The following is a 20,755-nucleotide window of genomic DNA, read 5'->3' on the forward strand; positions in this document are numbered from 1 at the left end:
TATCCACCAAGCGCTGGCAGCTATTATTCAAGGAGCATCAGGGCTTCGCTGCCGGCGCGGCCCACCAGGTGCCGATGGCCCACAGCTCGCCGGGAGAATACGGTGGCACCACGTCGGGCCGCTGCAGGCGCCAGGCGTTGTAGGCCATGCGGTGGGTAGCACCGTACCACTGCGGGATCAGGTAGTGGCCGTGGGCGATGATGCGCTCCAGCGCATGGCAAGCGGGCAGCAGCGCCTCCTGCGACTTGGCGCCCACGATGGCGCCGACCATGGCGTCCACCGCCGGGCTGCGCACGCCGGGGAAGTTGCCCGAGTCCTCGGTGTCGGCCGCGCGCGAGCCGAACAGGTCGGCCAGTTCCTGCCCCGGGTTGAGCGTGCCCTGGTAGGCGATGGTGGTGATGTCGAAATCGAACTTCTGCAGCCGCTGCTGGTAGAGCGCGTAGTCCACTGCACGAAAGCGCAGCGTGATGCCGAGCTTGGCCAGGTTGCGCATCCACGAGGCCACCGTGTTGATCCGCGTCTCCCCGCTGTCCAGGTATTCCAGCTCCATGGCCTGGCCCTGCGCGTTGCGCAGCACGCCGCCCTTGACCTCCCAGCCGGCCTGCCGAAGCAGCTCCTGCGCGCGGCGCAGGTTGGCGCGCAGCGACGAGGGCGGGTCCGTGCTGGGCGGCACGGTCATGGGGCCGAAGGCGGCGGCGGGGATCTCCTGCCGGTAGGGCTCCATGAGGGCCAGCTCCTGCGGCGATGGCTCGCCGCGGGTCTCGCACGGGGTGTTGCCGAAGATGCCGTTGACGCGCCGGTAGGCGCCATAGAACAGCTGGCGGCTCATCCACTCGAAGTCGAACGCCAGCCCCAGCGCCTCGCGCACGCGCACGTCCTGCAGGAAGGGCCTGCGGGTGTTGAGCACATAGCTCTGGAAGCCGGTGGGCAGGCTGTTGGCGAATTCGCCCTTGACGAGCTCGCCCGAATCGAACTTGCGGCCATTGACGCGCCGCGCCCAGTCGCCCGCGCTGAAGAAGCGCATGAGGTCGAACTCGCCCGCCTTCAGCGCCTCCAGCCGCGCCGTGTTGTCCTTGTAGATCTTGACCAGGATGCGGTCGAAGTTGCCCGTGCCGCGGCGCACGGGCAGATCGCGCGCCCAGTACTGCGGATCGCGCACGTAGGTGATGTCCTTGCCGAAGTTCACGGGGCCGACGCGGTAGGGGCCGCTGGCGATGGGCGGCTCCATCACCACCTGGTCGAAGGGCTTGCCCTTGCCCCAGTCGCGGCTGAACACCGGCAGCAATGTACCCACCGTGAGCGGCAGCTCGCGGTTGGGCTGCTTGAAGCGGAAGCGCACGGTGCGCTCGTCCAGCACGTCCACGCCGGCCACCTCGAACATCAGGGTCTTGTAGGCAGGCGAGGTGTAGGGCCCCACCAGGGTGTCGAAGCTGTGCTTCACGTCCTGCGCCAGCACGGGCTTGCCGTCGTGGAAGCGCGCCGCGCGCCGCAGGCGGAAGGTGGCCGACAGGCCGTCGGGCGCCACCGCCACGTCCTCGGCCAGCAGGCCGTAGCCCGTGGCCGGCTCGTCCAGCGAGGCAGACAGCAGCGTGTCGAACATCAGCTCGCTCAGGTAGGCGGGCGCGTTGCCGCGGATCGTGAACGGGTTGTACTTGTCGAAGGTGGACACGCGCAGGTTGCTCACCAGGCGCAGCTCGCCGCCCTTGGGCGCGTCGGGATTCACGTAGGGGAAGTGGGTGAAACCCGCCGGCAGCTTCGGCTCGCCCCACAGCGCATAGGCGTGCGCCGCCCATGCGGAGCACGCCAGCAACGGGGCCAGACATAGGAAGGACAGTGAACAGATCAGCCGGTACCGCATGCGACAATTCTGCATCACACACACCGCATCCTCAGGAGAACAACAATGGGTTTCCTCGCCGGCAAGAAGCTGCTCGTCACGGGCGTGCTGTCCAACCGCTCTATCGCCTACGGCATCGCCAAGGCCTGCCACCAGCAGGGCGCAGAGCTGGCCTTCAGCTACGTGGGCGAGCGTTTCAAGGACCGCATCACCGAATTCGCCGCAGAGTTCGACTCCAAGCTCGTCTTCGACTGCGACGTGGCCGACGATGCGCAGATCGAGAAGATGTTCGCCGACCTCGCCGCCGCCTGGGGCACGTTCGACGGCTTCGTGCACAGCATCGGCTTCGCGCCGCGCGAGGCCATCGCGGGCAATTTCCTCGAAGGCCTCTCCCGCGAGGGCTTCCGCATCGCGCACGACATCAGCGCCTACAGCTTCCCGGCCATGGCCAAGGCCGCCCTGCCCCACCTGAACGACAAGTCCTCGCTGCTCACGCTGTCGTACCTGGGCGCGCTGCGCTCCATTCCCAACTACAACACCATGGGCCTGGCCAAGGCCAGCCTGGAGGCCAGCGTGCGCTACCTGGCCGAGGCCGTGGGCCGCACCACGGACGGCCGCAGCATCCGTGCCAACGGCATCAGCGCCGGCCCCATCAAGACCCTGGCGGCCAGCGGCATCAAGGACTTCGGCAAGCTGCTCGGCCGCGTGGCCGACGCCGCCCCGCTGCGCCGCAACGTGACCATCGAGGACGTGGGCAACGTGGCCGCCTTCCTGCTGAGCGACCTCGCCAGCGGCGTGACGGCCGAGATCACTTACGTGGACGGCGGCTTCAGCCAGACCGCCGGCCTGTCGGCGGACCAGGTGTAAGCCCGGCCGCCTGCTGCTCCAGCGCCCCGCAGGCCCGCAGCGGCTTGCGGGGCGCTTTCTTTCACGGGCCGATCACGTAGATTCCTTACACTCGCGCCTGTTTCGTTTTTCTCACCCGGTTGCCGGAGGCAGCGCATGAAATTCCGCTTTCCCATCGTCATCATCGACGAGGACTATCGTTCCGAGAACACCTCCGGCCTGGGCATCCGTGCGCTGGCGCAGGCCATCGAGCAGGAGGGCTTCGAAGTCCTGGGAGTGACCAGCTACGGCGACCTGTCGCAGTTCGCCCAGCAGCAAAGCCGCGCGAGCGCGTTCATCCTCTCGATCGACGACGAGGAATTCACGCTGGGCACCGGGCAGGACCCGATCGTGCACAGCCTGCGCACCTTCATCGCGGAAGTGCGCCGCAAGAACGTGGACGTGCCCATCTACGTGCACGGCGAGACCAAGACCGCGCGCCACCTGCCCAACGACATCCTGCGCGAGCTACACGGCTTCATCCACATGTTCGAGGACACGCCGGAGTTCGTCGCACGCCACATCATCCGCGAGGCCAAGAGCTACCTGGAGGGTGTGCAGCCGCCGTTCTTCAAGGCGCTGCTGGACTACGCGGAAGACGGTTCCTATTCCTGGCACTGCCCCGGCCACTCGGGCGGCGTGGCTTTCCTGAAAAGCCCCGTGGGCCAGATGTACCACCAGTTCTATGGCGAGAACATGCTGCGCGCCGACGTGTGCAACGCGGTGGAGGAACTGGGCCAGCTGCTGGACCACAACGGCGCCATTGGCGAATCCGAGCGCAACGCCGCGCGCATCTTCAACGCCGACCACTGCTTCTTCGTGACCAACGGCACCAGCACGAGCAACAAGATGGTCTGGCACCACACCGTGGCGCCCGGCGACGTGGTGGTGGTGGACCGCAACTGCCACAAGTCCATCCTGCACTCGATCATCATGACCGGCGCCATCCCGGTCTTCCTCAAGCCCACGCGCAACCACTTCGGCATCATCGGCCCGATCCCGCAAAGCGAGTTCGAGCCGGCGGCCATCCAGGCCAAGATCAAGGCCAACCCGCTGCTCAAGGGCGTGGATGCCAAGAAGGTCAAGCCCCGCGTGCTCACGCTCACGCAGAGCACCTACGACGGCGTGCTCTACAACACCGAGACCATCAAGGGCATGCTCGACGGCTACGTGGAGAACCTGCACTTCGACGAGGCCTGGCTGCCCCACGCGGCCTTCCACCCGTTCTACGGCAGCTACCACGCCATGGGCAAGAAGCGCGCGCGTCCGCAGCATTCGGTGGTCTACGCCACGCAGTCCATCCACAAGCTGCTGGCCGGCATCAGCCAGGCATCGCACGTGCTGGTGCAGGACAGCCAGACCACCAAGCTGGACCGCCACCTGTTCAACGAGGCGTACCTGATGCACACCTCGACCAGCCCGCAGTACAGCATCATCGCCAGCTGCGACGTGGCCGCCGCGATGATGGAGCCGCCCGGCGGCACCGCGCTGGTGGAGGAAAGCCTGGTCGAGGCCCTGGACTTCCGCCGCGCCATGCGCAAGGTGGAGGAAGAGTTCGGCAAGGACGACTGGTGGTTCAAGGTCTGGGGCCCGGAGAAGCTCGCCGACGAGGGCGTGGGCCGCGCCGAGGACTGGATCATCCGCAGCGACGGCAAGGGCAGGAAGAACGGCAGCAAGTGGCATGGCTTCGGCCAGCTCGCCGACGGCTTCAACATGCTGGACCCGATCAAGTCCACCATCGTCACGCCGGGCCTGAACCTCGACGGCAAGTTCGACAAGACCGGCATTCCCGCGAGCATCGTCACCAAGTACCTCGCCGAGCACGGCGTGGTGGTGGAGAAGACGGGCCTCTACAGCTTCTTCATCATGTTCACCATCGGCATCACCAAGGGCCGGTGGAACACGCTGCTGGCCGCGCTGCAGCAGTTCAAGGACGACTACGAGAAGAACCAGCCCATGTGGCGCATCCTTCCGGAGTTCTGCCAGCAGCACAAGCGCTACGAGCGCATGGGCCTCAAGGACCTGTGCCAGCACGTGCACCAGCTCTACGCCAAGTACGACATCGCGCGCCTGACGACCGAGATGTACCTCTCGGACCTCACGCCCGCGATGAACCCGAGCGACGCCTACGCCCACATCGCCCACCGCAAGACCGAGCGCGTGGAGATCGACCACCTCGAAGGCCGCATCACCACCAGCCTGATCACGCCCTACCCGCCCGGCATTCCGCTCCTGATCCCCGGCGAGGTGTTCAACAAGAAGATCGTGGACTACCTCAAGTTCGCGCGCGAATTCGCCAAGATGTGCCCCGGCTTCGAGACCGACATCCACGGCCTCGTGGAGATCGAGGACGACAACGGCCACGTGCGCTACTACGCCGACTGCGTGGCCGAGGAAGGCCGCACGGCCAAGCCCAAGGGCAAGCTGGTGCAGGTGGGCAGCGACGGCCCGTTCGGCCGCACCATCTGACGCTACTTTATCGGGAGCTTCCAGCGCTTGTCTGGCGGGCGCTGGCAGCCGATTTTCCTGATATTTCTGACGCGGGCGGCGCATCCGCACGCACCCGCCAGAAGCGCGCGAAGCGCGGCAGGCCGCTCGCGTGCGTGCCGTTGTAGCGGTAGGTCACCACCGTGCCCAAGGGCGGTGGCGCGCGGCGCAGCGCATCGGGCAGGCCGCTGCCCAGGCGCAGGCGGCGGCCGTCCGGCAGCTCCACGACCAGCGCGCCGGTCTGGCCCGCGTATTTGCCTTTGCCGGGCGCGTGGCCGACGACCACGGCCTCGGCGTCGTCGAAGGATTTGAGCTTGAGCAGGTCGTCGCTGCGCCCGCCCCGGTAGGGTGCATCGGCGCGGCGCAGCATCAGGCCCTCGGCGCCGGCCTTCTCGTGGTCGTGCAGTTGCTTCATCAGCGCTGCGTGGCTCGCCACGCGCCACTGCGGCACGGCCTGCACCCAGGGCTGGCCCAGCGCGGCCACGGTACGGCGCAGTGCCGGCAGGCGTTCATCGAAGCCGCCCGCGTGGCCCGGCAGGTCGAACACCATGTAGCGCAACGTGCGCCACTGCGCATCCTGCGGCACGGCCTGGGCCACGGCGGACTGCGCTGCGTCGAAGCGGCCGCGGCCGGCCCAGAGCTCGCCGTCGAGCGGCGTGGCGGGCCAGCCCGCGGTGAACCATGCGGGGGCGCGGATCGGCAGGCCCTGGCGGCTCTGCAGTTCGGTGCCCGTCCACAGCGCGCGCACGCCGTCGTACTTCTCGCTGACCCAGTAGGCTGCCACGTCGATGCCGGGCCGATAGTGCTGCGCCAGCGTGGGCGGCGCAGGCTGCGCGCGGGCCAGCGCCGTGCCGAGGAGCACCAGAAACCACAGCTGCCCGCGCCCCATGGATAGGCGCTGCAGGCAGGAAACAGGGGACGGTCGCATGGCACCGGAATTCTCACGCGCGCCCGCGCGCCGTGTGGCCGTGGTTTTCCCCGCTTGATCCAGATCACGGTGTGTTCGCGCCGCAATACCACGGACCGGGCGCCTCTCTAGAATGGAATCGCCAGCAACCCCAGGAGAGCCGATGTTTCCCGAATACCGCGAACTGATCACCAAGCTCAAGGGCAGCGACGCCCACTTCACCCGCCTGTTCGACAAGCACAACGACATGGATCAGCTGATCAAGAACATGGAGTCGCGCGTCGTCCAGGCCACGGCGGTGGAGATCGAGACCCTGAAGAAGGAAAAGCTCCAGCTCAAGGACCGGATCTACGCGCACCTGCGCAGCGCGGAGGGCGCGCAAGCCTGAGCATCGTTTCCGCTCTGCCCGGCCTAGTTGCTCCGGAAACGATAGCTGCCTGCGCCTGCCCGGACTGCGCTTGCGCCATGGAGGAGCACGTATACCGGCAGGCTGGGCCCACGCCGGGTTTTACGGACGCTGCTACACTCGGCGCAGAGCCATTTGTTTCACTTTGTGTCTAAGCCTGCGTACACCGCCACCGTCAAGCTCAGCGACCTGCGTCTGGGCACCGCACATGCGCTGGTAGCGCAGTCCATAGGTTCCGAATTGCCGCTGCGCGCCGACACGCCGCTGCGCTACCTGCAGAACCTCATCGACGGCCTGTGCGAGCTGTCGCTCAAGGACCCTCTCACAGGACTGCCGAACCGGCGGCACCTGCGGTCGGTGCTGGAAAGCGAGATCGACCGCGTGGCCCGCTCCGGCGAAGCGGCGCTGCTGCTGATGCTGGACATTGACCATTTCAAGCGCGTCAACGACGTCCACGGCCACCTGGCGGGCGACATGGTCCTGCAGTCGGTCGCCCACACCCTCGAGTCGTGCCTGCGCCCCATGGACACCGTGGCCCGCTACGGCGGCGAGGAGTTCGCCGTCATCCTGCCCGCCTGCCAGTTCGGCTTCGGCCGCGTGGTGGCCGAGCGCGTGCGCCGCGCGATCGAATCCACGCCGGTGCGCATCTCGCCCACGCTGACGCTGAACGTCACGGTGAGCATCGGCGGCGCATTCGCGCTGCAGTGGATCCGCAGCACCGCCCCGCTCTGGATCGACCGCGCCGACGCCGAACTCTACAAGGCCAAGCAGGGCGGGCGCAACCGGATCAGCATCGAGGAGCAGCCCGACAGCACGGTAAGCGCCGAGGAGAAAAGCCTCCTGTTCGGCCCGCTATACACTCCCTCGGGTTGGGGCGACCTGCCCCCACCTCTGGACACTCCCACAGGCAGCGCCTTTTGAAAGCCAAGCGATGAACGACGCGCTGTCCCCGCAACCGACTTCCCCTGCCGGCTCGCCCATGCCCGCCCCCCAAGCCGCCTCCCCGGCCGAAGCACGCATCATTGCCATTACCAGCGGCAAGGGCGGCGTCGGCAAGACCTTCGTGTCCGCCAACCTGGCCGCCGCGCTCACGCGCCGCGGGCACCGCGTGCTGGTGCTGGACGCCGACCTGGGCCTGGCCAACCTGGACGTGGTGCTGAACCTGCACCCCAAGATCACCCTGCACGACGTGTTCACCGGCAAGGCCCAGCTGGAAGATGCCGTGATCGAGGCGCCAGGAGGCTTTTCCGTGGTGCTGGCGGGCTCCGGCATGGTGGAGTATTCGCGCCTCACGCCCGAGGTGCGCAGCGAATTCCTCAACGTCATCCAGACCCTCGCGCCGCGCTACGACGTCGTGCTGCTGGACACCGGCGCGGGCATCTCCGACGTGGTGCTGTTCTCCGTCTCGCTCGCGTCCGAGGTGCTGATCGTGGCCACGCCCGAGCCCACCTCGCTCACCGACGCCTATGCCGCCATCAAGGTGCTGGCCACCCAGCAGAAGCGCCAGCACGTGCGCATGGTGGTCAACCAGGCCGCGCGCGCCGGCGACGGCCGGGCCATCACCAGCCAGCTGCAGCAGGTGCTGGACCGTTTCGTGACCACCGATTCCGGCCGCCCCATGCGGCTGATCCACATGGGCGACATCCCGGCCGACCCCTCGGTGCGCGACGCCGTGATGCGCCGCCAGCTCCTGCTGCAGCAGATGCCCGGCTGCCCCGCAGCCCTGGCGGTGGCCCAGCTGGCCAACAAGGTCGAGTCCACGCTGCTCAAGCCTGCCGCCTGACGCGGCCCGCGCTCCTGAAAGGGAGCTTCCCGCGCTTGCCACGCAAGCGCTGGGGGTGATTCGGCGTTCAAGGCTTGAAATGGCGCGGCGGCAGCGGGATGCGCTCGGTCTCGCCGGGCACATGCCCCAGGCGGTCGTCCTCCCAGGCCTGCGCGGCCTGCAGGATGCGGTCCTTGCTGCTGGACACGAAGTTCCACCAGATATGCCGCGGGCCGTCCAGCGGCGCCCCTCCGATGACGACGCAGCGCACGCCCCCGGGCCCGGCACGCAGGTGTGCCGCCTGTCCGGGCGCGAGCAGCGCCAGCGTCTGGGCGTCGATGCGTTCGTCGTCCAGCACCAGGCCGGCGTCCACGGTGTAGAGCGCCATCTCCGGCGCCAGCACAGGCAGCTCCAGCCCTGCGCCCGGCGCGAGCTGCACGTCCAGGTAGAGCGTGGGCGCGAGCGTGGCGACGGGCGAAGCCAGCCCGAAGGCCGAGCCGACCAGCACGCGCACGGTGCAGCCCTCGCCCTGGTGGTGCGGAATGTCCGCCGCCGGGGTGTGGACGAAGGCCGGCTCCGCCTCTTCGTGCGCCTGCGGCAGCGCGGCCCAGAGCTGGATGCCGTGGTTCACGTAGGTGCTGCCGGCCAGCGCCGGCGGACGCCGCTCGGAATGCACGATGCCGCGCCCGGCCGTCATCCAGTTGATCGCGCCGGGCTCGATCTGCTGCACCGAGCCCAGGCTGTCGCGGTGCAGGATCACCCCCTCGAACAGGTAGGTGACGGTGGCCAGGCCGATGTGCGGGTGCGGGCGCACGTCGAATTCCGACGCGGGCGCCACCGTCACCGGCCCGAAGTGGTCGAAGAACACGAACGGCCCCACCGACCGGCACTGCAGCGCGGGCAGCAGGCGGCGCACGGTGAAGCCGCCGCCCAGGTCCTTGAAATGCCCCGTCAGGCGCAGCGGCTGGGTCATGGTGTCGATACCTCCTCGGCCCACTGTAAACGCGTTCCCGCCAAGGCATGCCCAGCGCGGGGCCAGGGTTATTTCGGCGGCGCCGAAAAAACGGACAACTTTGTCCGAAAATTCACCCCCATGTCCACCAAGCGCCCCGACGCCGCCACCCGCCGCACGCAGCTGCTGGACGCGGCCGACGCCGTGTTCCGCATCCACGGCGTGCATGCGCCGCTGGAGCTGGTGGTGGCCCAGGCCGGCGTGGGCCGCGCCACGCTGTACCGGCAGTTCCCCGACCGGCACGCGCTGCTGCTCGCGCTCATGGAACGCTCCGTGGAGCGCCTGCACGCCAAGGTGGACAGCCTGCGCGGCCAGCCGGACGCCTTCTTCGTGCTGCTGCAGTACCTGGCCGACCGCATCGTGCATTCGCCCGCGCTGTCGGACTACTGGCGCACGACCGGGCTGCGCGACCCGCGCTTCACCCCCGTGCGCGAGCGCGCCGCGGGCGCCTTCGCCGACGCGCTGCGCAGCAGCCAGGCCGCCGGCCTGCTGCGCGCCGACGTGGAGCCGCAGGATCTGACGCTGCTCTCCGGCATGCTGGGCGCGGCCCTGCGCGGCGCCACCGAAGCCGAGCGCCGCCGGCTGGTGCAGCGCGCCCTCGACTTTCTCACCCACGGGCTCCGCCCCCTGCCATGACGCAGCCCGTCTATCTGCAGCGCCCGCCCGACTGGGAAGAGCACGAGAAGCCTACCCTGCCCGGCTCGCCCGCCATGCCCTACCACCCGCCGTGGGAGCGCGCCTGCTACGCGCTGGTGGCCGTGCTGGTCGGGCTGACCGGCGGCCTGGGCAATGCGCTGTTCACGGCCAACCTGCCCACCATCCAGGGGCAATTGGGGCTGACCTCGGCCGAGGCCGCATGGCTCACGGGCGCCTACGTGACCTTCAATGTCACGGCCAACCTGCTGGTCTACAAGTTCCGCCAGCAGTACGGCATGCGGCTTTTCGCCGAGATCGGGCTGGGCGTGTACGCCGTGCTGTCGGTGCTGCACCTGCTGCTGGGCAGCCCGCAAAGCCTGCTGCTGCTGCGCGCCGCCAGCGGTCTGGCGGCGGCGGCCTGCACGTCGCTGGGCACGCTCTACATGCTGCAGGCGCTGCCGCGCACCTACGTGCTCAAGATGCTGGTGCTGGGCGTGGGCATCTCCCAGGTGGCCACTCCGCTCGCCTGGGTGCTCTCGCCCAGCCTGCTGGAGCACGGGCAGTGGCACAACCTGTACCTGCTGGAGGCGGGCCTGGCCCTGCTGTCCTTCGCCGCCGTGGTGATGCTCAAGCTGCCCACGGGCGTGCGCATCAAGGCCTTCGAGCGGCTGGACTTCCTGTCCATGGCGCTGCTGATCCCCGGCGTGGGCCTGCTCGTGGCCGTGCTGGTGCAGGGCACGATCCGCTGGTGGAGCAACGCGCCGGAGCTGGCGTGGATGCTCTCGGGCGCCATCGCGCTGCTGTGCGCGGGGCTGTACCTGGAGCACCACCGCACCAACCCCTGCTGCACACGCGCTGGTTCACCCAGAGCGCCACCGTGCGCTTCGTGATCGGCGCCATCGTGCTGCGCTTCCTGACCACCGAGCAGAGCTACGGCGTGGTCGGCATGCTGCGCACGCTGGGCATGGCGCCCGACCAGATGCAGCCGCTGTTCGCGGTCATCCTCGTGGGCACGGTGGCGGGCATCGCGCTGTCCAGCCTCACCTTCACGGTGGACAACGTGGGCCGGCAGCTGCTCGCCGCCCTCGTGCTGCTGGGCGTGGCAGCGGTGATGGACTTCGGCCGCACCAGCCTGGACCGGCCGGCGGACTTCTACGTCAGCCAGTTCCTGCTGGCCATGGGCTCGGGCATCTTCATGGGGCCGCTCATGCTCACGGGCGTGGTGCAGGGCCTGAAGTACGGCCCCAACCACATGCTCACGGCCATCATCACCATCTCGCTCACGCAGGCGCTGGGCGGGCTGGCGGGCTCGGCCATGCTGGGCACCTACCAGACCTTCCGCGAGCAGCAGTATTCCGTGGCCCTGACGCAGCAGGTGAACCCTGCCAACCCGGTGGTGGCCGCGCGCCTGCAGCTGCAGCAGCAGGCACTGGCCCCCCAGGTGGGCGACGCGCAGCTGCGTGCCGCGCAGGGCGCGGCGCAGCTCGGCCAGGTCGTGCGGCGCGAGGCCAACGTGCGCGCCTACAACGACGTCTTCCACGTCGTGGCGCTGGTGGCCTTCGCCTACCTGGCCTGGTCGCTCTGGCAGGCCCGCCGGGCCCAGCGCGCCGCCGCCCGGGCCGCCCTGCAGAACCAGCCCGCCACGGCGGGCGGGGCCGACGGCGAGGTGGGCACCGACGCAGCGATCACCGACGCGCCCGAGCCCGAATCGGCCTCCGGCCCTTCCAACGAGAAAACACCATGAGCGACAACGCCACCACCCCACCTGTGCCGACTCCAGCCGCGCCAGGCCCCTCCCCCACGCCCAAGAAGACGCGCCCCACGCTGCGCAGCGCGCTCGTCGCCCTGGCCGTCGCCGTGGCCGGCATCCTGCTCGTGCTACGCGCCTGGGACCTCGGGCCATTCCACAGCCACGTCATCTCCACCGACAACGCCTACGTGCGCGGCCAGGTCACGGTGCTCGCGCCGCAGGTCAACGGCTACGTGACCGAGGTGCTGATCAAGGACTACGAGCAGGTCGCCGCCGGCCAGCCGCTGGTAAGGATCGACACACGCAGCTACGAGGCCGCGCTGGCGCTGGCCCAGGCGCAGCTGGCCAACGCGCAGGCGCAGCTCGCCAACTCCGACCAGACCCAGGCGCAGAACCGCGCCGCGCAGCAGGCCAGCCGCGCGGGCCTGACCGCCGTCGGCGCCGAGGCCGAGCGCGCCCAGGCCGACCTGCGCCGCGTGGAGGAGCTCGCCGCGCGCGGCTCCGTTTCGCTGAGCGAGCGCGACCGCGTGCGCGCCGCCGCCAAGCTGGCCGCCACCAACGTGGACAAGGCCCAGGCCGACATCGCCATCGCCGCCGAGAAGATCAAGGCCACCACCGTGAACCGCGCCGCGCTCGAAGCCCAGGTGCAGATGGCCCAGGCCCAGGTGCGCCAGGCGCGCATCAACCTGGACAACACCACCGTGCACGCGCCCGCCGACGGGCAGGCCAGCGACGTCTCGGTGCGCGTCGGCCAGTACGTGGCGGCGGGCTCGCAGCTGCTCTTCGTCGTGCCCCGGCAGCTCTGGGTGACGGCCAACTTCAAGGAAACGCAGATGGCCCACGTGCGCCCGGGCCAGGCCGCCAGCTTCACCGTCGATGCGCTCGAAGGCAAGCGCCTCACCGGCAAGGTGCTGGAGATCGCCCCCGCCACCGGCTCGGAATTCAGCGTGCTCAAGGCCGACAACGCCACCGGCAACTTCACCAAGGTCGTGCAGCGCCTGCCCGTCAAGATCGCCATCGACCCCGATCAGCCCCTGGCCGAGCGGCTGCGTCCCGGCATGTCGGTCGTCGCGCGCATCGACACGGCCCCGGCCCGGGAGCAGCCATGAATGCACGCCTGAGCGCCGGGGCTCTCTCGCTGCTGCTGGCCGCCTGCGCCCCCTGCCCCGCGCCGTGCCCGACAACGCCCAGGTCGCCCTGCCCGCCGCCTGGAGCGAGGCCGCGCCCGGCAGCCACGCCATCGATGGCACATGGTGGCGGCAACTGGGCGATGCGCAGCTCGACGCGCTGGTCGCCGAAGCCCTGGCGAACAACAACGACCTGCTGACCGCCCTGGCCCGCGTCCAGGAGGCAAGCGCCAACCAGGCCGCTGCCGACGCCGCGCGCAGCCCCAGCCTGAACTTCTCCACCACCGCCCAGGCCGGCCGCAGCCTGGGCGCCCTCGGCCCCACGCACACGCGCTCCGTGCAGCCCGGCGTGCAGGCCGCTTGGGAGCCGGACCTGTGGGGCCTCCTATCGGCGCAGAGCCAGGCCGCGGGCGAGCGCCTGCAAGCCACCCAGGCCGACCGCGACGCCGTGACCCTGGCCGTGGCCGCCGCCACGGCGCAAACCTACGTGGGCCTGCGCTCGCTGCAGGAGCAGCTTGCCATCGCCCAGGCCACCGTGCAGTCGCGCGAAAAGGCCCTGGCCCTGGCGCAGGACCAGCAGCGCGTGGGCTACATCTCGCAACTGCAGCTCACCCAGGCCGAATCCGAGCTGCAGAGCGTGCTGCAGCAGGCCGAGCAGCTCGACCTGGCCGCGCGCCGGCAGGCCAACGCCCTGCACCTGCTGCTGGGCCGCGCGGGCGGCGCCGTTCCCGACGGCGTGCCGCTGCGCAGCTTGCGCCTGCCGCCCGTGCCCGCCACCCTGCCCTCGCAGCTGCTGGAGCGCCGCCCCGACATCACCCGCGCCGCGCACCTGCTGGCCGCCGCCGGCCACACGCTCGAAGCGCAGCGCGCCGCTTTCCTGCCGCAGGTCTCCTTGAGCGCCAGCGCGGGCAGCCTGCTCGTCAACGCACTCGACTACAACCCGCTCACCGTCTGGAGCCTCGGCGGCAGCCTGCTCGCCCCCCTGTTCGACGGCGGCCGCCGCGAAGCCGCGCTGGACGCCGCCACCGCCCAGCGCGACCAGGCCGCCTACGCCTACCGCGGCGCCGTGCTGGCCGCCTTCGCCGACGTGGAGAACGCCCTTACCGCAAGCAGGCGCCTGGCGCGGCAGACGGAGCACGCGGTGCAGCGGCGCGGCGTGCTGCAGCGCTCGCTGGGCTTCGCGCACGACCGCTACGAGGCGGGCTACGCCTCGTACCTCGAAGAGCTGGACGCGCAGCGCAACCTGTTCCAGGCCGAGCTGGAGGTGGTGAAGCTGCGCCAGGCCGAGCTGGAAAACCGCGTGCTGCTCTACAAGGCGCTCGGCGGCGGCTGGCAGCCGGATCAAAAACCATAGCTTCCCGCGCTTTCCCAGCAAGCGCTGGAAGCACTTTTGGCTTATGAAGCCGATTCGGCCTGCGCCACCCAGGCCGCGTTCATAGCCTCGAATCCCTGGCGGGTGCCGCCGTCCAGGCTCTTTCGGAACAGCGGCACGAGCAGGCCGCTGAAGTTCTCGCTCTGGTGCACGCGGCAGCCGCCGCCTGGCAAGGGTTCGATGCGAAAGCAATGTTCCCCGTCGAACAGGCCCGGCACGATCAGGTGGCCCAGCCAGGCGAATTCCCGTTCAGGCTCCACCCGCAAGACCTGGGGGCGAAAGACCATGCCACCGTCCTGGCCCGGCGGCTGGATACGGATCTTGAGTCTGGAGCCCGCCAGCGGCTCGCCTTCGGCCTCGCGGATGAAGGGGTTCCACTGCGGGTAGCGCGCGAAGTCCGTCAGCACACTCCAGACCTGCGCGGGGGATGCGCGCGTGCCGATCTCCGTGGCGATGCGATGCGTGGGCATGCCGCCGTTCAGTGCGCGTGGCCCCAGTAGAGGAGCGCGTCGCGCCCTTCCACCGACAGCGACACCTGCGCGCCCACCGGCAGCAGCACCTTGGTGGGCACGTGGCCGAACGGCAGGTTGGTGAGCACGGGGGCCTTGATCTGCGTGCGCAGCCAGTCCACCACGCTCTGCAGCTTGAAGCCCTTGTCGTGCGGGGCCAACTGGTAGTTGGTGAACTGGCCCAGCACCACGGCCTTCTGCTGGGCCAGCACGCCCGCGTGCAAAAGCTGGGTCAGCATGCGCTCCACGCGGTAGGGGTGCTCGCTGACGTCTTCCAGGAACAGGATGCCGCCCTTGACCTGCGGGAAATACGGCGTACCCACCAGCGAGCACAGCACGGCGAGGTTGCCGCCCCAGAGCTGCGCCTGCTTCACGTAGATGTCGCGCACGGCGGGCCGGCCGTCCGGCAGGGGCTTTTCGGCGTTCATACGCCAGCCGCTGCCCTCGCCATGGCCGGTGAGCAGGTCGTCCAGGCAGGCGAGCATGATGTCGTCGGGCTCGCCCTGCACGCCCAGGTCGGCCGTGAGCGCGGGGCCCGCCCAGGTGGTGGCGCCGGTGCGCGCCAGCACCGCGCTCTGGAAGGCCGTGAAGTCGCTCACGCCCACGAACTTCATGCCGCGCGCGATGGCCTTGGCCACCTGCTTGTACTGGATGCCCGGCAGGATGCGCGTGAGGCCGTAGCCGCCGCGCGAGATCAGCGCCACGTCGGCGCCGCTGGCCGCGGCACGGTGGATGGCGGCCAGCCGCGTGGCGTCGTCGCCCGCGAAGCGCGTGTGGGTGGCGAGCGCGTCGGGGTCCACCTCCACCTCGTGGCCCAGGGCCTTCAGGCGCGCGATGCCGCGCTTGAAGGCGGCCTTGTCGCGCACGGCGCTGGACGGGGAATAGATGTAGATGTGCTGGGGGCCGTGTGCGTGGTGGCAGTCGTGGCCGCAGTGGTCATGGTCGTGCATAGCGGGCGAAGTATTCCACAGCGCGTTCGGCCGAAGCCGCGCTGGCGTCGGGCACGGTGAGCGCCGGCGGCGCATCGTCCACGGCGAAGCGCGCGAACGCGCGCGGCCCGGCGCGGTGGCCTGCGTCGGGGAAAGGTGCCGCGTCGTCCCGCGCGCCTTCGCGCACGCGCAGCACGGGCGCGTCCAGCAGGGGCAGCACCGCGCCCGGCTGGGCCGCGATGACCACGTTGCGCAGCGCCAGCCGCTGCGCCAATTCGCCCAGCACCTGCCGGTGCCAGTCCAGGTGGTGCGCGGCCTCCTTCTTGGGCTTGTCGCTGCGGCCGAAGCCGATCAGGTCGGGCACGACCACGCGGTGGCCCGCGCGCAGGAACACGGGCAGCATGTGTCGCCAGGCGTCGCTCCACGCCGGGCTGGCGTGCAGGCACAGCCAGGTGACGGGCGCGTCGCGCGGGCCCGCGTCCTGGTAATGCAGCCGCAGCCCGTCGAAGAGCGCATAGTGCCCCTCGGGGCCGGTGAAGCGCGCTGCGGGCGTGCGCAGCGCGTCCTCGCGCAGCGGCTGGGCCTGCGCGCGCTGGGCACGGCGGCGCTCGCTGAAGAAGGCCTGCAGCAGCGCGCCGCACTCCCCGGCCAGCACGCCGCCCGTCACCTGCGTCTGGTGGTTGAGGCGCGGCTCGGCGAACAGGTTCACCACCGAGCCCGCCGCGCCCGTCTTGGGATCGGCCGCGCCATAGACCACGCGCGGCAGCCGCGCGTGCAGCATGGCGCCGCTGCACATGGCGCAGGGCTCCAGCGTGACGTAGAGCGTGCAGCCGTCGAGCCGGTAGTTGCCCTGCAGCGCGGCCGCCGCGCGCAGCGCCGCGATCTCGGCATGCGCCGTGGGGTCGTGGCCCGCGATGGGCGCGTTACGGCCGGTGGCGATCACCTCGCCGCCGCGCACCAGCACCGCCCCCACGGGCACTTCGCCTGCATCGCCGGCGGCCCGGGCCTGCTCCAGGGCCAGGCGCATCCAGTGCGCGTCGTTTTCCTCGGTCATTGCTACTCGATCAATAGCTTCAAGCGCTTGATGGACAAGCGATGGAGCCGATTTTTCCACTTATTTCTCCAGGTCCTCTGGGCTGGGGCGCTGCTGTTGCATCAGCGCCTCCATCTGCTGCTTCACCTGTTGCTGGATTTGCTGGCTCTGCTCACGCACGGAGCCGCCCGCGCCCTGCCCTGCGGGCGCAGGCACTGGCGCGGCCACCTGCATGGCCGCCATCTGTTTCTTGACCAGCAGGCCCACCAGGGCCAGCACGATGACGAGGCCGATCAGCCCGAATGCTCCGCGCATGGCGCTTCCCTCCTTCGAAGATCAATATGCCCGGGCACCGGCACAGCCCGTGTCAGCGGCCCGCCAGCCCCTTGTAGAGCATGTAGCCCGCCAGCAGGTACAGCAGGCAGGCGAACACGCGCTTGAGCGACTTGACCGGCAGCGCGTGCGCGGCTTTGGCGCCCAGCGGCGCGGTGAGCACGCTGGCGCAGGCGATCACCGCCAGCGCGGGCAGCCACACGTAGCCCAGCGCCCCCGCGGGCAGGCCGGGTGCATCCTGCCCTGCCACCACGTAGCCCGCCACGTTGGCCAGCGCGATCGGAAAGCCCAGCGCCGCGCTGGTGGCCACGGCGCTGTGGATGGGCACGTTGCACCACGTCATGAAGGGCACGCTGATAAAACCGCCGCCCGCGCCGACCAGCCCGGACAAGAAGCCGATCGCCCCGCCCGCCCCCAGCCGCCCGGCCGTGCCCGGCAACTGCCGCGTGGGCTGGGGTTTTCTGTCCAGGAACATCTGCGTGGCCGAGAAACCCACGAACAGCCCGAAGAAGATGGCCAGGCTGCTCCCCTTGAGCAGCGCGAACATGCCCAGGCTGGCCAGCAGGCTGCCGATGACGATGCCGGGCGCCAGCGTCCTGACCAGGTCCCAGCGCACCGCGCCGCGCCTGTGGTGCGCGCGCACGCTGGAGAGCGACGTGAACATGATGGTCGCCATCGACGTGGCGATGGCCATCTTGACCGCCAGGTCGGCCTGCACGCCCTGCTTGGACAGAAAGAAGGTGATGAAGGGCACCATCACCATGCCCCCGCCGATGCCCAGCAGTCCCGCCAGGAAGCCGCTGCACAGGCCGAGCAGCACGAGTTCGATCAACAACAGCCAGGACATACCGCCACCCAATAAGTTACCCGAGCCAAGCTGCACCGGCAGCGCGCTTCGCCATGAAGCCAGGCGCGCCGACCGGGCCCGCGTGCACGCCGCGGCGCAAAAGGCATTGTGCCAGCGCGTTTGCGGCTCCCCTGGGATAATTCGCGCCCCACGAGACACAGCCCGCCATGTCCCTCCTGCCCCACCAGCTCGAACTGCTTTCCCCCGCGCGCGACGCCGACATCGGCATCGAGGCCGTGAACCACGGCGCCGACGCCGTCTACATCGGCGGCCCCGCCTTCGGCGCGCGGGCCACGGCAGGCAACGAGTTGCGCGACCTGGAGCGGCTCATCACGCACGCACACCGCTTCAACAGCCGCATCTTCGTCACGCTCAACACCATCCTGCGCGACGACGAGCTGGAGGGCGCGCGCCGCATGGCCTGGCAGGTCTACGAGGCCGGAGCCGACGCGCTCATCATCCAGGACATGGGCCTGCTGGAGCTGGATCTGCCGCCGATCCAGCTGCACGCCAGCACGCAGACCGACATCCGCACGCCGGAAAAAGCGCGCTTCCTGCAGGACACGGGCCTTTCGCAGATCGTGGTCGCGCGCGAGCTGGATCTGCAGCAGATCCAGGCCATCCGGGCAGCTACCGACCCGGCGCGCACCACCATCGAATTCTTCGTGCACGGCGCGCTGTGCGTGGCCTATTCGGGCCAGTGCTTCATCAGCCACGCCCACACCGGCCGCAGCGCCAACCGGGGCGACTGCAACCAGGCCTGCCGCCTGCCCTACGAGGTGCTGGACGGCCAGGGCCGCATCATCGCGCACGAAAAGCACGTGCTCTCGATGAAGGACAACAACCAGTCGGACAACCTGCGCGCCCTCATCGACGCGGGCGTGCGCAGCTTCAAAATCGAGGGCCGCTACAAGGACATGGGCTACGTGAAGAACATCACGGCCCACTACCGCAGGCTGCTCGACGAGAGCATCGAACAGGGCGCGTTCACGCGCTCCTCCAGCGGGCGCACCACGTTCAGCTTCACGCCCGACCCTCAACAAAACTTCAACCGCGAGTTCACCGACTACTTCGTCAATGGCCGCCATCAGGATATCGGCGCCTTCGACACGCCCAAGACACCCGGCCGCGCCATCGGCTGGGTCACCCAGGTCGGCGACAAGTGGTTCGAGCTGGAAACCAGCGACAAGGCCACCGTGCTGCACAACGGCGACGGCCTGTGCTACTACGACCTGCAAAAGGAACTGGTGGGCGTGCACATCAACCGGGCCGAGTCCGTGCATCCGAAGAAAGGCATCTGGCGCGTGTTCCCCAAGGACGCGATCGACGGATTCAAGGACCTGCGCAAGGGCCTGGAGATCAACCGCAACCGCGACATGGACTGGGTGCGCACGCTGGAGAAGAAGTCCAGCGAGCGGCGCATCGGCCTGTGGGCCGAATTCAGCGAAACCGAGGGCGGCTTCGCGCTCACGCTGACGGACGAGGACGGCTTCGTGGGCCACGCCGCCATAGCGCAGGCGCACCAGGGCGCCACGGACGCGGCGAAGGCCGAGGCCACGCTGCGCGAGCAACTGGGCCGCTTCGGCGCGACCCTCTTCGCCGTGCACGACATCGCGCTGCGGCTCTCGCAGCCCTGGTTCGTTCCCGCCTCCGCGCTCAACCAGTTGCGACGCGACGCGCTGGCCGCGCTCGAACAGGCGCGCGCCAAGGGTTTCGTGCGCCTGCCGCGCGCCACGCCCGTGGAGCCGCCCGCGCCCTTCCCCGAGGACACGCTCACGTATCTCGCCAACGTGTTCAACCACAAGGCGCATGACTTCTATGTGAAGCACGGCGTGAAGGTGATCGACGCCGCCTACGAATCGAAAGAGGAAGAAGGCGAAGTCAGCCTGATGATCACCAAGCACTGCGTGCGCTTTTCCATGAGCTTGTGCCCCAAGCAGGCCAAGGGCGTGATCGGTGTGAAGGGCACCATCAAGGCCGAGCCGCTGCAGCTCGTCAACGGCAAGGAAAAGCTCACGCTTCGCTTCGACTGCAAGCCCTGCGAAATGCACGTGGTGGGCCGCATGAAGAAGTCGGTGCTGAACCAGCACCGCAGGGACATGCAGGAACACCCCATGCAGTTCTACCGCACGCGCCCCCAGGCGCAACGCGATTGATAGCCGAATCGGCCTCCAGCGCTTATCTGGCAAGCGCAAGCAGCTCCTGAACCCATAGCACATGCCGCGCCGCAAAGCGCCCACCAAGGAAGACTCCGCGCTGCTGCCGCCCTTCGCGCAGCTGCCCGATGCGGCCATCCACGTGCCCGCCACGCCGCAGGCGTTCGCTGTCGCGCGCGCCGCGCTACTGGCCGCGCCAGTGCTGGGCTTCGACACCGAGAGCCGGCCCCTGTTCAACGCCGGGCAGGACGACACGGGCCCGCACGTGGTGCAGTTCGCCACGCCCGACGCCGCGTGGCTGCTGCAACTGCACCACCCCGAGGCGCTGGAGATCGCCCGCGCCGTGCTGGCCGACGCGCGCATCCGCAAGGTGGGCTTCGGGCTGGACAACGACCGCCACAGCCTGCCGCGCCGCCTGGGCGTCGAGCTGGAGCACCTGGTGGACCTGGACCGCGTGTTCGGCCGCCACGGCTTCGGGCGCAACACGGGCGTGCGCGCCGCCGTGGCGCTGGTGCTCGGGCAGAACTTCCGCAAGTCCAAGAAGACCAGCACCTCCAACTGGGCCGCACGCCAGCTCACGCCCAGCCAGATCCGCTACGCCGCCAACGACGCCCATGCGCCCGCCGTGCTGTTCCACGCCCTGCCCGCGTGGGAGGCCGCGCAGGCGCCCGCGTAAGCGGCGCATAAGCACATAGCCAGCGCGTCGTTCCACGGCGGGCGGCCCTGGCCGACAATGCGCGCTTCACATCACATCCAAGGAAGACACC

At 69.5% G+C, this 20,755-nt stretch carries 18 protein-coding genes and 1 pseudogene; 11 read left to right on the forward strand and 8 right to left on the reverse strand.

Annotation, left to right across the window (positions count from 1 at the left end):
• Positions 1-37: 37 nt before the first annotated feature.
• Positions 38-1,858, reverse strand: coding sequence for an extracellular solute-binding protein (locus AAG689_RS10140; RefSeq protein WP_406625829.1), 1,821 nt, complete (start codon positions 1,856-1,858; stop codon positions 38-40).
• Between the two features lie 45 nt (positions 1,859-1,903).
• Here AAG689_RS10140 and fabI point away from each other — a divergent pair, with 45 nt between their 5' ends.
• Both fabI and AAG689_RS10150 read left to right on the forward strand, forming a co-directional pair.
• Positions 1,904-2,704: an enoyl-ACP reductase FabI gene (gene fabI, locus AAG689_RS10145; protein WP_406625830.1), complete on the forward strand. Its 801-nt coding sequence runs from the start codon at positions 1,904-1,906 to the stop codon at positions 2,702-2,704.
• 135 nt (positions 2,705-2,839) lie between these two features.
• Entirely contained in the window at positions 2,840-5,191 is a 2,352-nt protein-coding gene (locus AAG689_RS10150; RefSeq protein WP_406625831.1) for an Orn/Lys/Arg decarboxylase N-terminal domain-containing protein, read from the forward strand.
• 7 nt (positions 5,192-5,198) lie between these two features.
• On the opposite strand, the gene AAG689_RS10155 is transcribed toward AAG689_RS10150, so the two are convergent.
• On the reverse strand, positions 5,199-6,137 hold the full coding sequence (locus AAG689_RS10155) for a DNA ligase (protein ID WP_406625832.1): 939 nt from the start codon (positions 6,135-6,137) through the stop codon (positions 5,199-5,201).
• A gap of 142 nt (positions 6,138-6,279) precedes the next feature.
• Between AAG689_RS10155 and AAG689_RS10160 the strand changes: the two genes are divergently transcribed.
• The 3 genes from AAG689_RS10160 to AAG689_RS10170 all read left to right on the forward strand — a co-directional run bounded on the left by AAG689_RS10160 (position 6,280) and on the right by AAG689_RS10170 (position 8,305).
• Positions 6,280-6,504, forward strand: a complete 225-nt coding sequence (locus tag AAG689_RS10160) for a YdcH family protein (protein ID WP_406625833.1) — start codon at positions 6,280-6,282, stop codon at positions 6,502-6,504.
• Between the two features lie 165 nt (positions 6,505-6,669).
• Positions 6,670-7,443 (forward strand): GGDEF domain-containing protein, encoded by a 774-nt coding sequence (locus AAG689_RS10165; RefSeq protein WP_406625834.1) that lies wholly within the window; start codon positions 6,670-6,672, stop codon positions 7,441-7,443.
• Positions 7,444-7,453: 10 nt separating this feature from the next.
• Complete coding sequence (locus AAG689_RS10170) at positions 7,454-8,305, forward strand: MinD/ParA family protein (protein ID WP_020227488.1); 852 nt, start codon at positions 7,454-7,456, stop codon at positions 8,303-8,305.
• A gap of 67 nt (positions 8,306-8,372) precedes the next feature.
• Here AAG689_RS10170 and AAG689_RS10175 read toward each other — a convergent pair whose 3' ends face one another.
• Positions 8,373-9,257, reverse strand: coding sequence for a pirin family protein (locus AAG689_RS10175; protein WP_406625835.1), 885 nt, complete (start codon positions 9,255-9,257; stop codon positions 8,373-8,375).
• Positions 9,258-9,377: 120 nt separating this feature from the next.
• Between AAG689_RS10175 and AAG689_RS10180 the strand changes: the two genes are divergently transcribed.
• The 4 genes and pseudogenes from AAG689_RS10180 to AAG689_RS10195 all read left to right on the forward strand — a co-directional run bounded on the left by AAG689_RS10180 (position 9,378) and on the right by AAG689_RS10195 (position 14,163).
• On the forward strand, positions 9,378-9,932 hold the full coding sequence (locus AAG689_RS10180; RefSeq protein WP_406625836.1) for a TetR/AcrR family transcriptional regulator: 555 nt from the start codon (positions 9,378-9,380) through the stop codon (positions 9,930-9,932).
• Positions 9,929-11,676 (forward strand): annotated as a pseudogene (locus AAG689_RS10185) (MFS transporter). Before AAG689_RS10180 ends, AAG689_RS10185 begins: the two are co-directional and overlap by 4 nt.
• Positions 11,673-12,791, forward strand: a complete 1,119-nt coding sequence (locus AAG689_RS10190) for an HlyD family secretion protein (RefSeq protein WP_406625837.1) — start codon at positions 11,673-11,675, stop codon at positions 12,789-12,791. Before AAG689_RS10185 ends, AAG689_RS10190 begins: the two are co-directional and overlap by 4 nt.
• 64 nt (positions 12,792-12,855) lie before the next feature.
• Positions 12,856-14,163, forward strand: a complete 1,308-nt coding sequence (locus tag AAG689_RS10195; RefSeq protein ID WP_406625838.1) for an efflux transporter outer membrane subunit — start codon at positions 12,856-12,858, stop codon at positions 14,161-14,163.
• Between the two features lie 41 nt (positions 14,164-14,204).
• Here AAG689_RS10195 and AAG689_RS10200 read toward each other — a convergent pair whose 3' ends face one another.
• From AAG689_RS10200 to AAG689_RS10220, 5 genes are read right to left on the reverse strand one after another with little or no spacing between them, the layout of a single operon-like run.
• Positions 14,205-14,651 (reverse strand): SRPBCC family protein, encoded by a 447-nt coding sequence (locus AAG689_RS10200; protein ID WP_406625839.1) that lies wholly within the window; start codon positions 14,649-14,651, stop codon positions 14,205-14,207.
• A gap of 8 nt (positions 14,652-14,659) precedes the next feature.
• Entirely contained in the window at positions 14,660-15,640 is a 981-nt protein-coding gene (locus AAG689_RS10205) for an LD-carboxypeptidase (RefSeq protein WP_406625840.1), read from the reverse strand.
• Positions 15,627-16,673: a tRNA adenosine(34) deaminase TadA gene (gene tadA / locus AAG689_RS10210; RefSeq protein WP_406625841.1), complete on the reverse strand. Its 1,047-nt coding sequence runs from the start codon at positions 16,671-16,673 to the stop codon at positions 15,627-15,629. The genes AAG689_RS10205 and tadA overlap by 14 nt, the downstream gene beginning before the upstream one ends.
• Before the next feature lie 60 nt (positions 16,674-16,733).
• Positions 16,734-16,967: a hypothetical protein gene (locus tag AAG689_RS10215; RefSeq protein ID WP_020227479.1), complete on the reverse strand. Its 234-nt coding sequence runs from the start codon at positions 16,965-16,967 to the stop codon at positions 16,734-16,736.
• A 52-nt stretch (positions 16,968-17,019) separates the two neighbouring features.
• Complete coding sequence (locus tag AAG689_RS10220) at positions 17,020-17,832, reverse strand: sulfite exporter TauE/SafE family protein (RefSeq protein ID WP_406625842.1); 813 nt, start codon at positions 17,830-17,832, stop codon at positions 17,020-17,022.
• 167 nt (positions 17,833-17,999) lie between these two features.
• Between AAG689_RS10220 and AAG689_RS10225 the strand changes: the two genes are divergently transcribed.
• Positions 18,000-19,988 (forward strand): U32 family peptidase, encoded by a 1,989-nt coding sequence (locus tag AAG689_RS10225; protein WP_406625843.1) that lies wholly within the window; start codon positions 18,000-18,002, stop codon positions 19,986-19,988.
• A 61-nt stretch (positions 19,989-20,049) separates the two neighbouring features.
• A complete protein-coding gene (locus AAG689_RS10230) occupies positions 20,050-20,664 on the forward strand; it encodes a 3'-5' exonuclease (protein ID WP_406625844.1) in 615 nt (204 codons plus the stop codon).
• Positions 20,665-20,755: the final 91 nt, after the last annotated feature.

It is taken from the genome of Acidovorax sp. SDU_ACID1, from assembly GCF_045291395.1.
In the GTDB taxonomy this organism is placed as follows: domain Bacteria; phylum Pseudomonadota; class Gammaproteobacteria; order Burkholderiales; family Burkholderiaceae_C; genus MR-S7.

Excerpts from the sequence above, each read along its gene's own strand:
- AAG689_RS10140 (WP_406625829.1), bottom strand. The coding sequence starts at position 1,858 with ATGCGGTACCGGCTGATCTGTTCACTGTCCTTCCTATGTCTGGCCCCG.
- fabI (WP_406625830.1), top strand. The coding sequence starts at position 1,904 with ATGGGTTTCCTCGCCGGCAAGAAGCTGCTCGTCACGGGCGTGCTGTCC.
- AAG689_RS10150 (WP_406625831.1), top strand. The coding sequence starts at position 2,840 with ATGAAATTCCGCTTTCCCATCGTCATCATCGACGAGGACTATCGTTCC.
- AAG689_RS10155 (WP_406625832.1), bottom strand. The coding sequence starts at position 6,137 with ATGCGACCGTCCCCTGTTTCCTGCCTGCAGCGCCTATCCATGGGGCGC.
- AAG689_RS10160 (WP_406625833.1), top strand. The coding sequence starts at position 6,280 with ATGTTTCCCGAATACCGCGAACTGATCACCAAGCTCAAGGGCAGCGAC.
- AAG689_RS10170 (WP_020227488.1), top strand. The coding sequence starts at position 7,454 with ATGAACGACGCGCTGTCCCCGCAACCGACTTCCCCTGCCGGCTCGCCC.
- AAG689_RS10175 (WP_406625835.1), bottom strand. The coding sequence starts at position 9,257 with ATGACCCAGCCGCTGCGCCTGACGGGGCATTTCAAGGACCTGGGCGGC.
- AAG689_RS10180 (WP_406625836.1), top strand. The coding sequence starts at position 9,378 with ATGTCCACCAAGCGCCCCGACGCCGCCACCCGCCGCACGCAGCTGCTG.
- AAG689_RS10190 (WP_406625837.1), top strand. The coding sequence starts at position 11,673 with ATGAGCGACAACGCCACCACCCCACCTGTGCCGACTCCAGCCGCGCCA.
- AAG689_RS10200 (WP_406625839.1), bottom strand. The coding sequence starts at position 14,651 with ATGCCCACGCATCGCATCGCCACGGAGATCGGCACGCGCGCATCCCCC.
- AAG689_RS10205 (WP_406625840.1), bottom strand. The coding sequence starts at position 15,640 with ATGCACGACCATGACCACTGCGGCCACGACTGCCACCACGCACACGGC.
- tadA (WP_406625841.1), bottom strand. The coding sequence starts at position 16,673 with ATGACCGAGGAAAACGACGCGCACTGGATGCGCCTGGCCCTGGAGCAG.
- AAG689_RS10215 (WP_020227479.1), bottom strand. The coding sequence starts at position 16,967 with ATGCGCGGAGCATTCGGGCTGATCGGCCTCGTCATCGTGCTGGCCCTG.
- AAG689_RS10220 (WP_406625842.1), bottom strand. The coding sequence starts at position 17,832 with ATGTCCTGGCTGTTGTTGATCGAACTCGTGCTGCTCGGCCTGTGCAGC.
- AAG689_RS10225 (WP_406625843.1), top strand. The coding sequence starts at position 18,000 with ATGTCCCTCCTGCCCCACCAGCTCGAACTGCTTTCCCCCGCGCGCGAC.
- AAG689_RS10230 (WP_406625844.1), top strand. The coding sequence starts at position 20,050 with ATGCCGCGCCGCAAAGCGCCCACCAAGGAAGACTCCGCGCTGCTGCCG.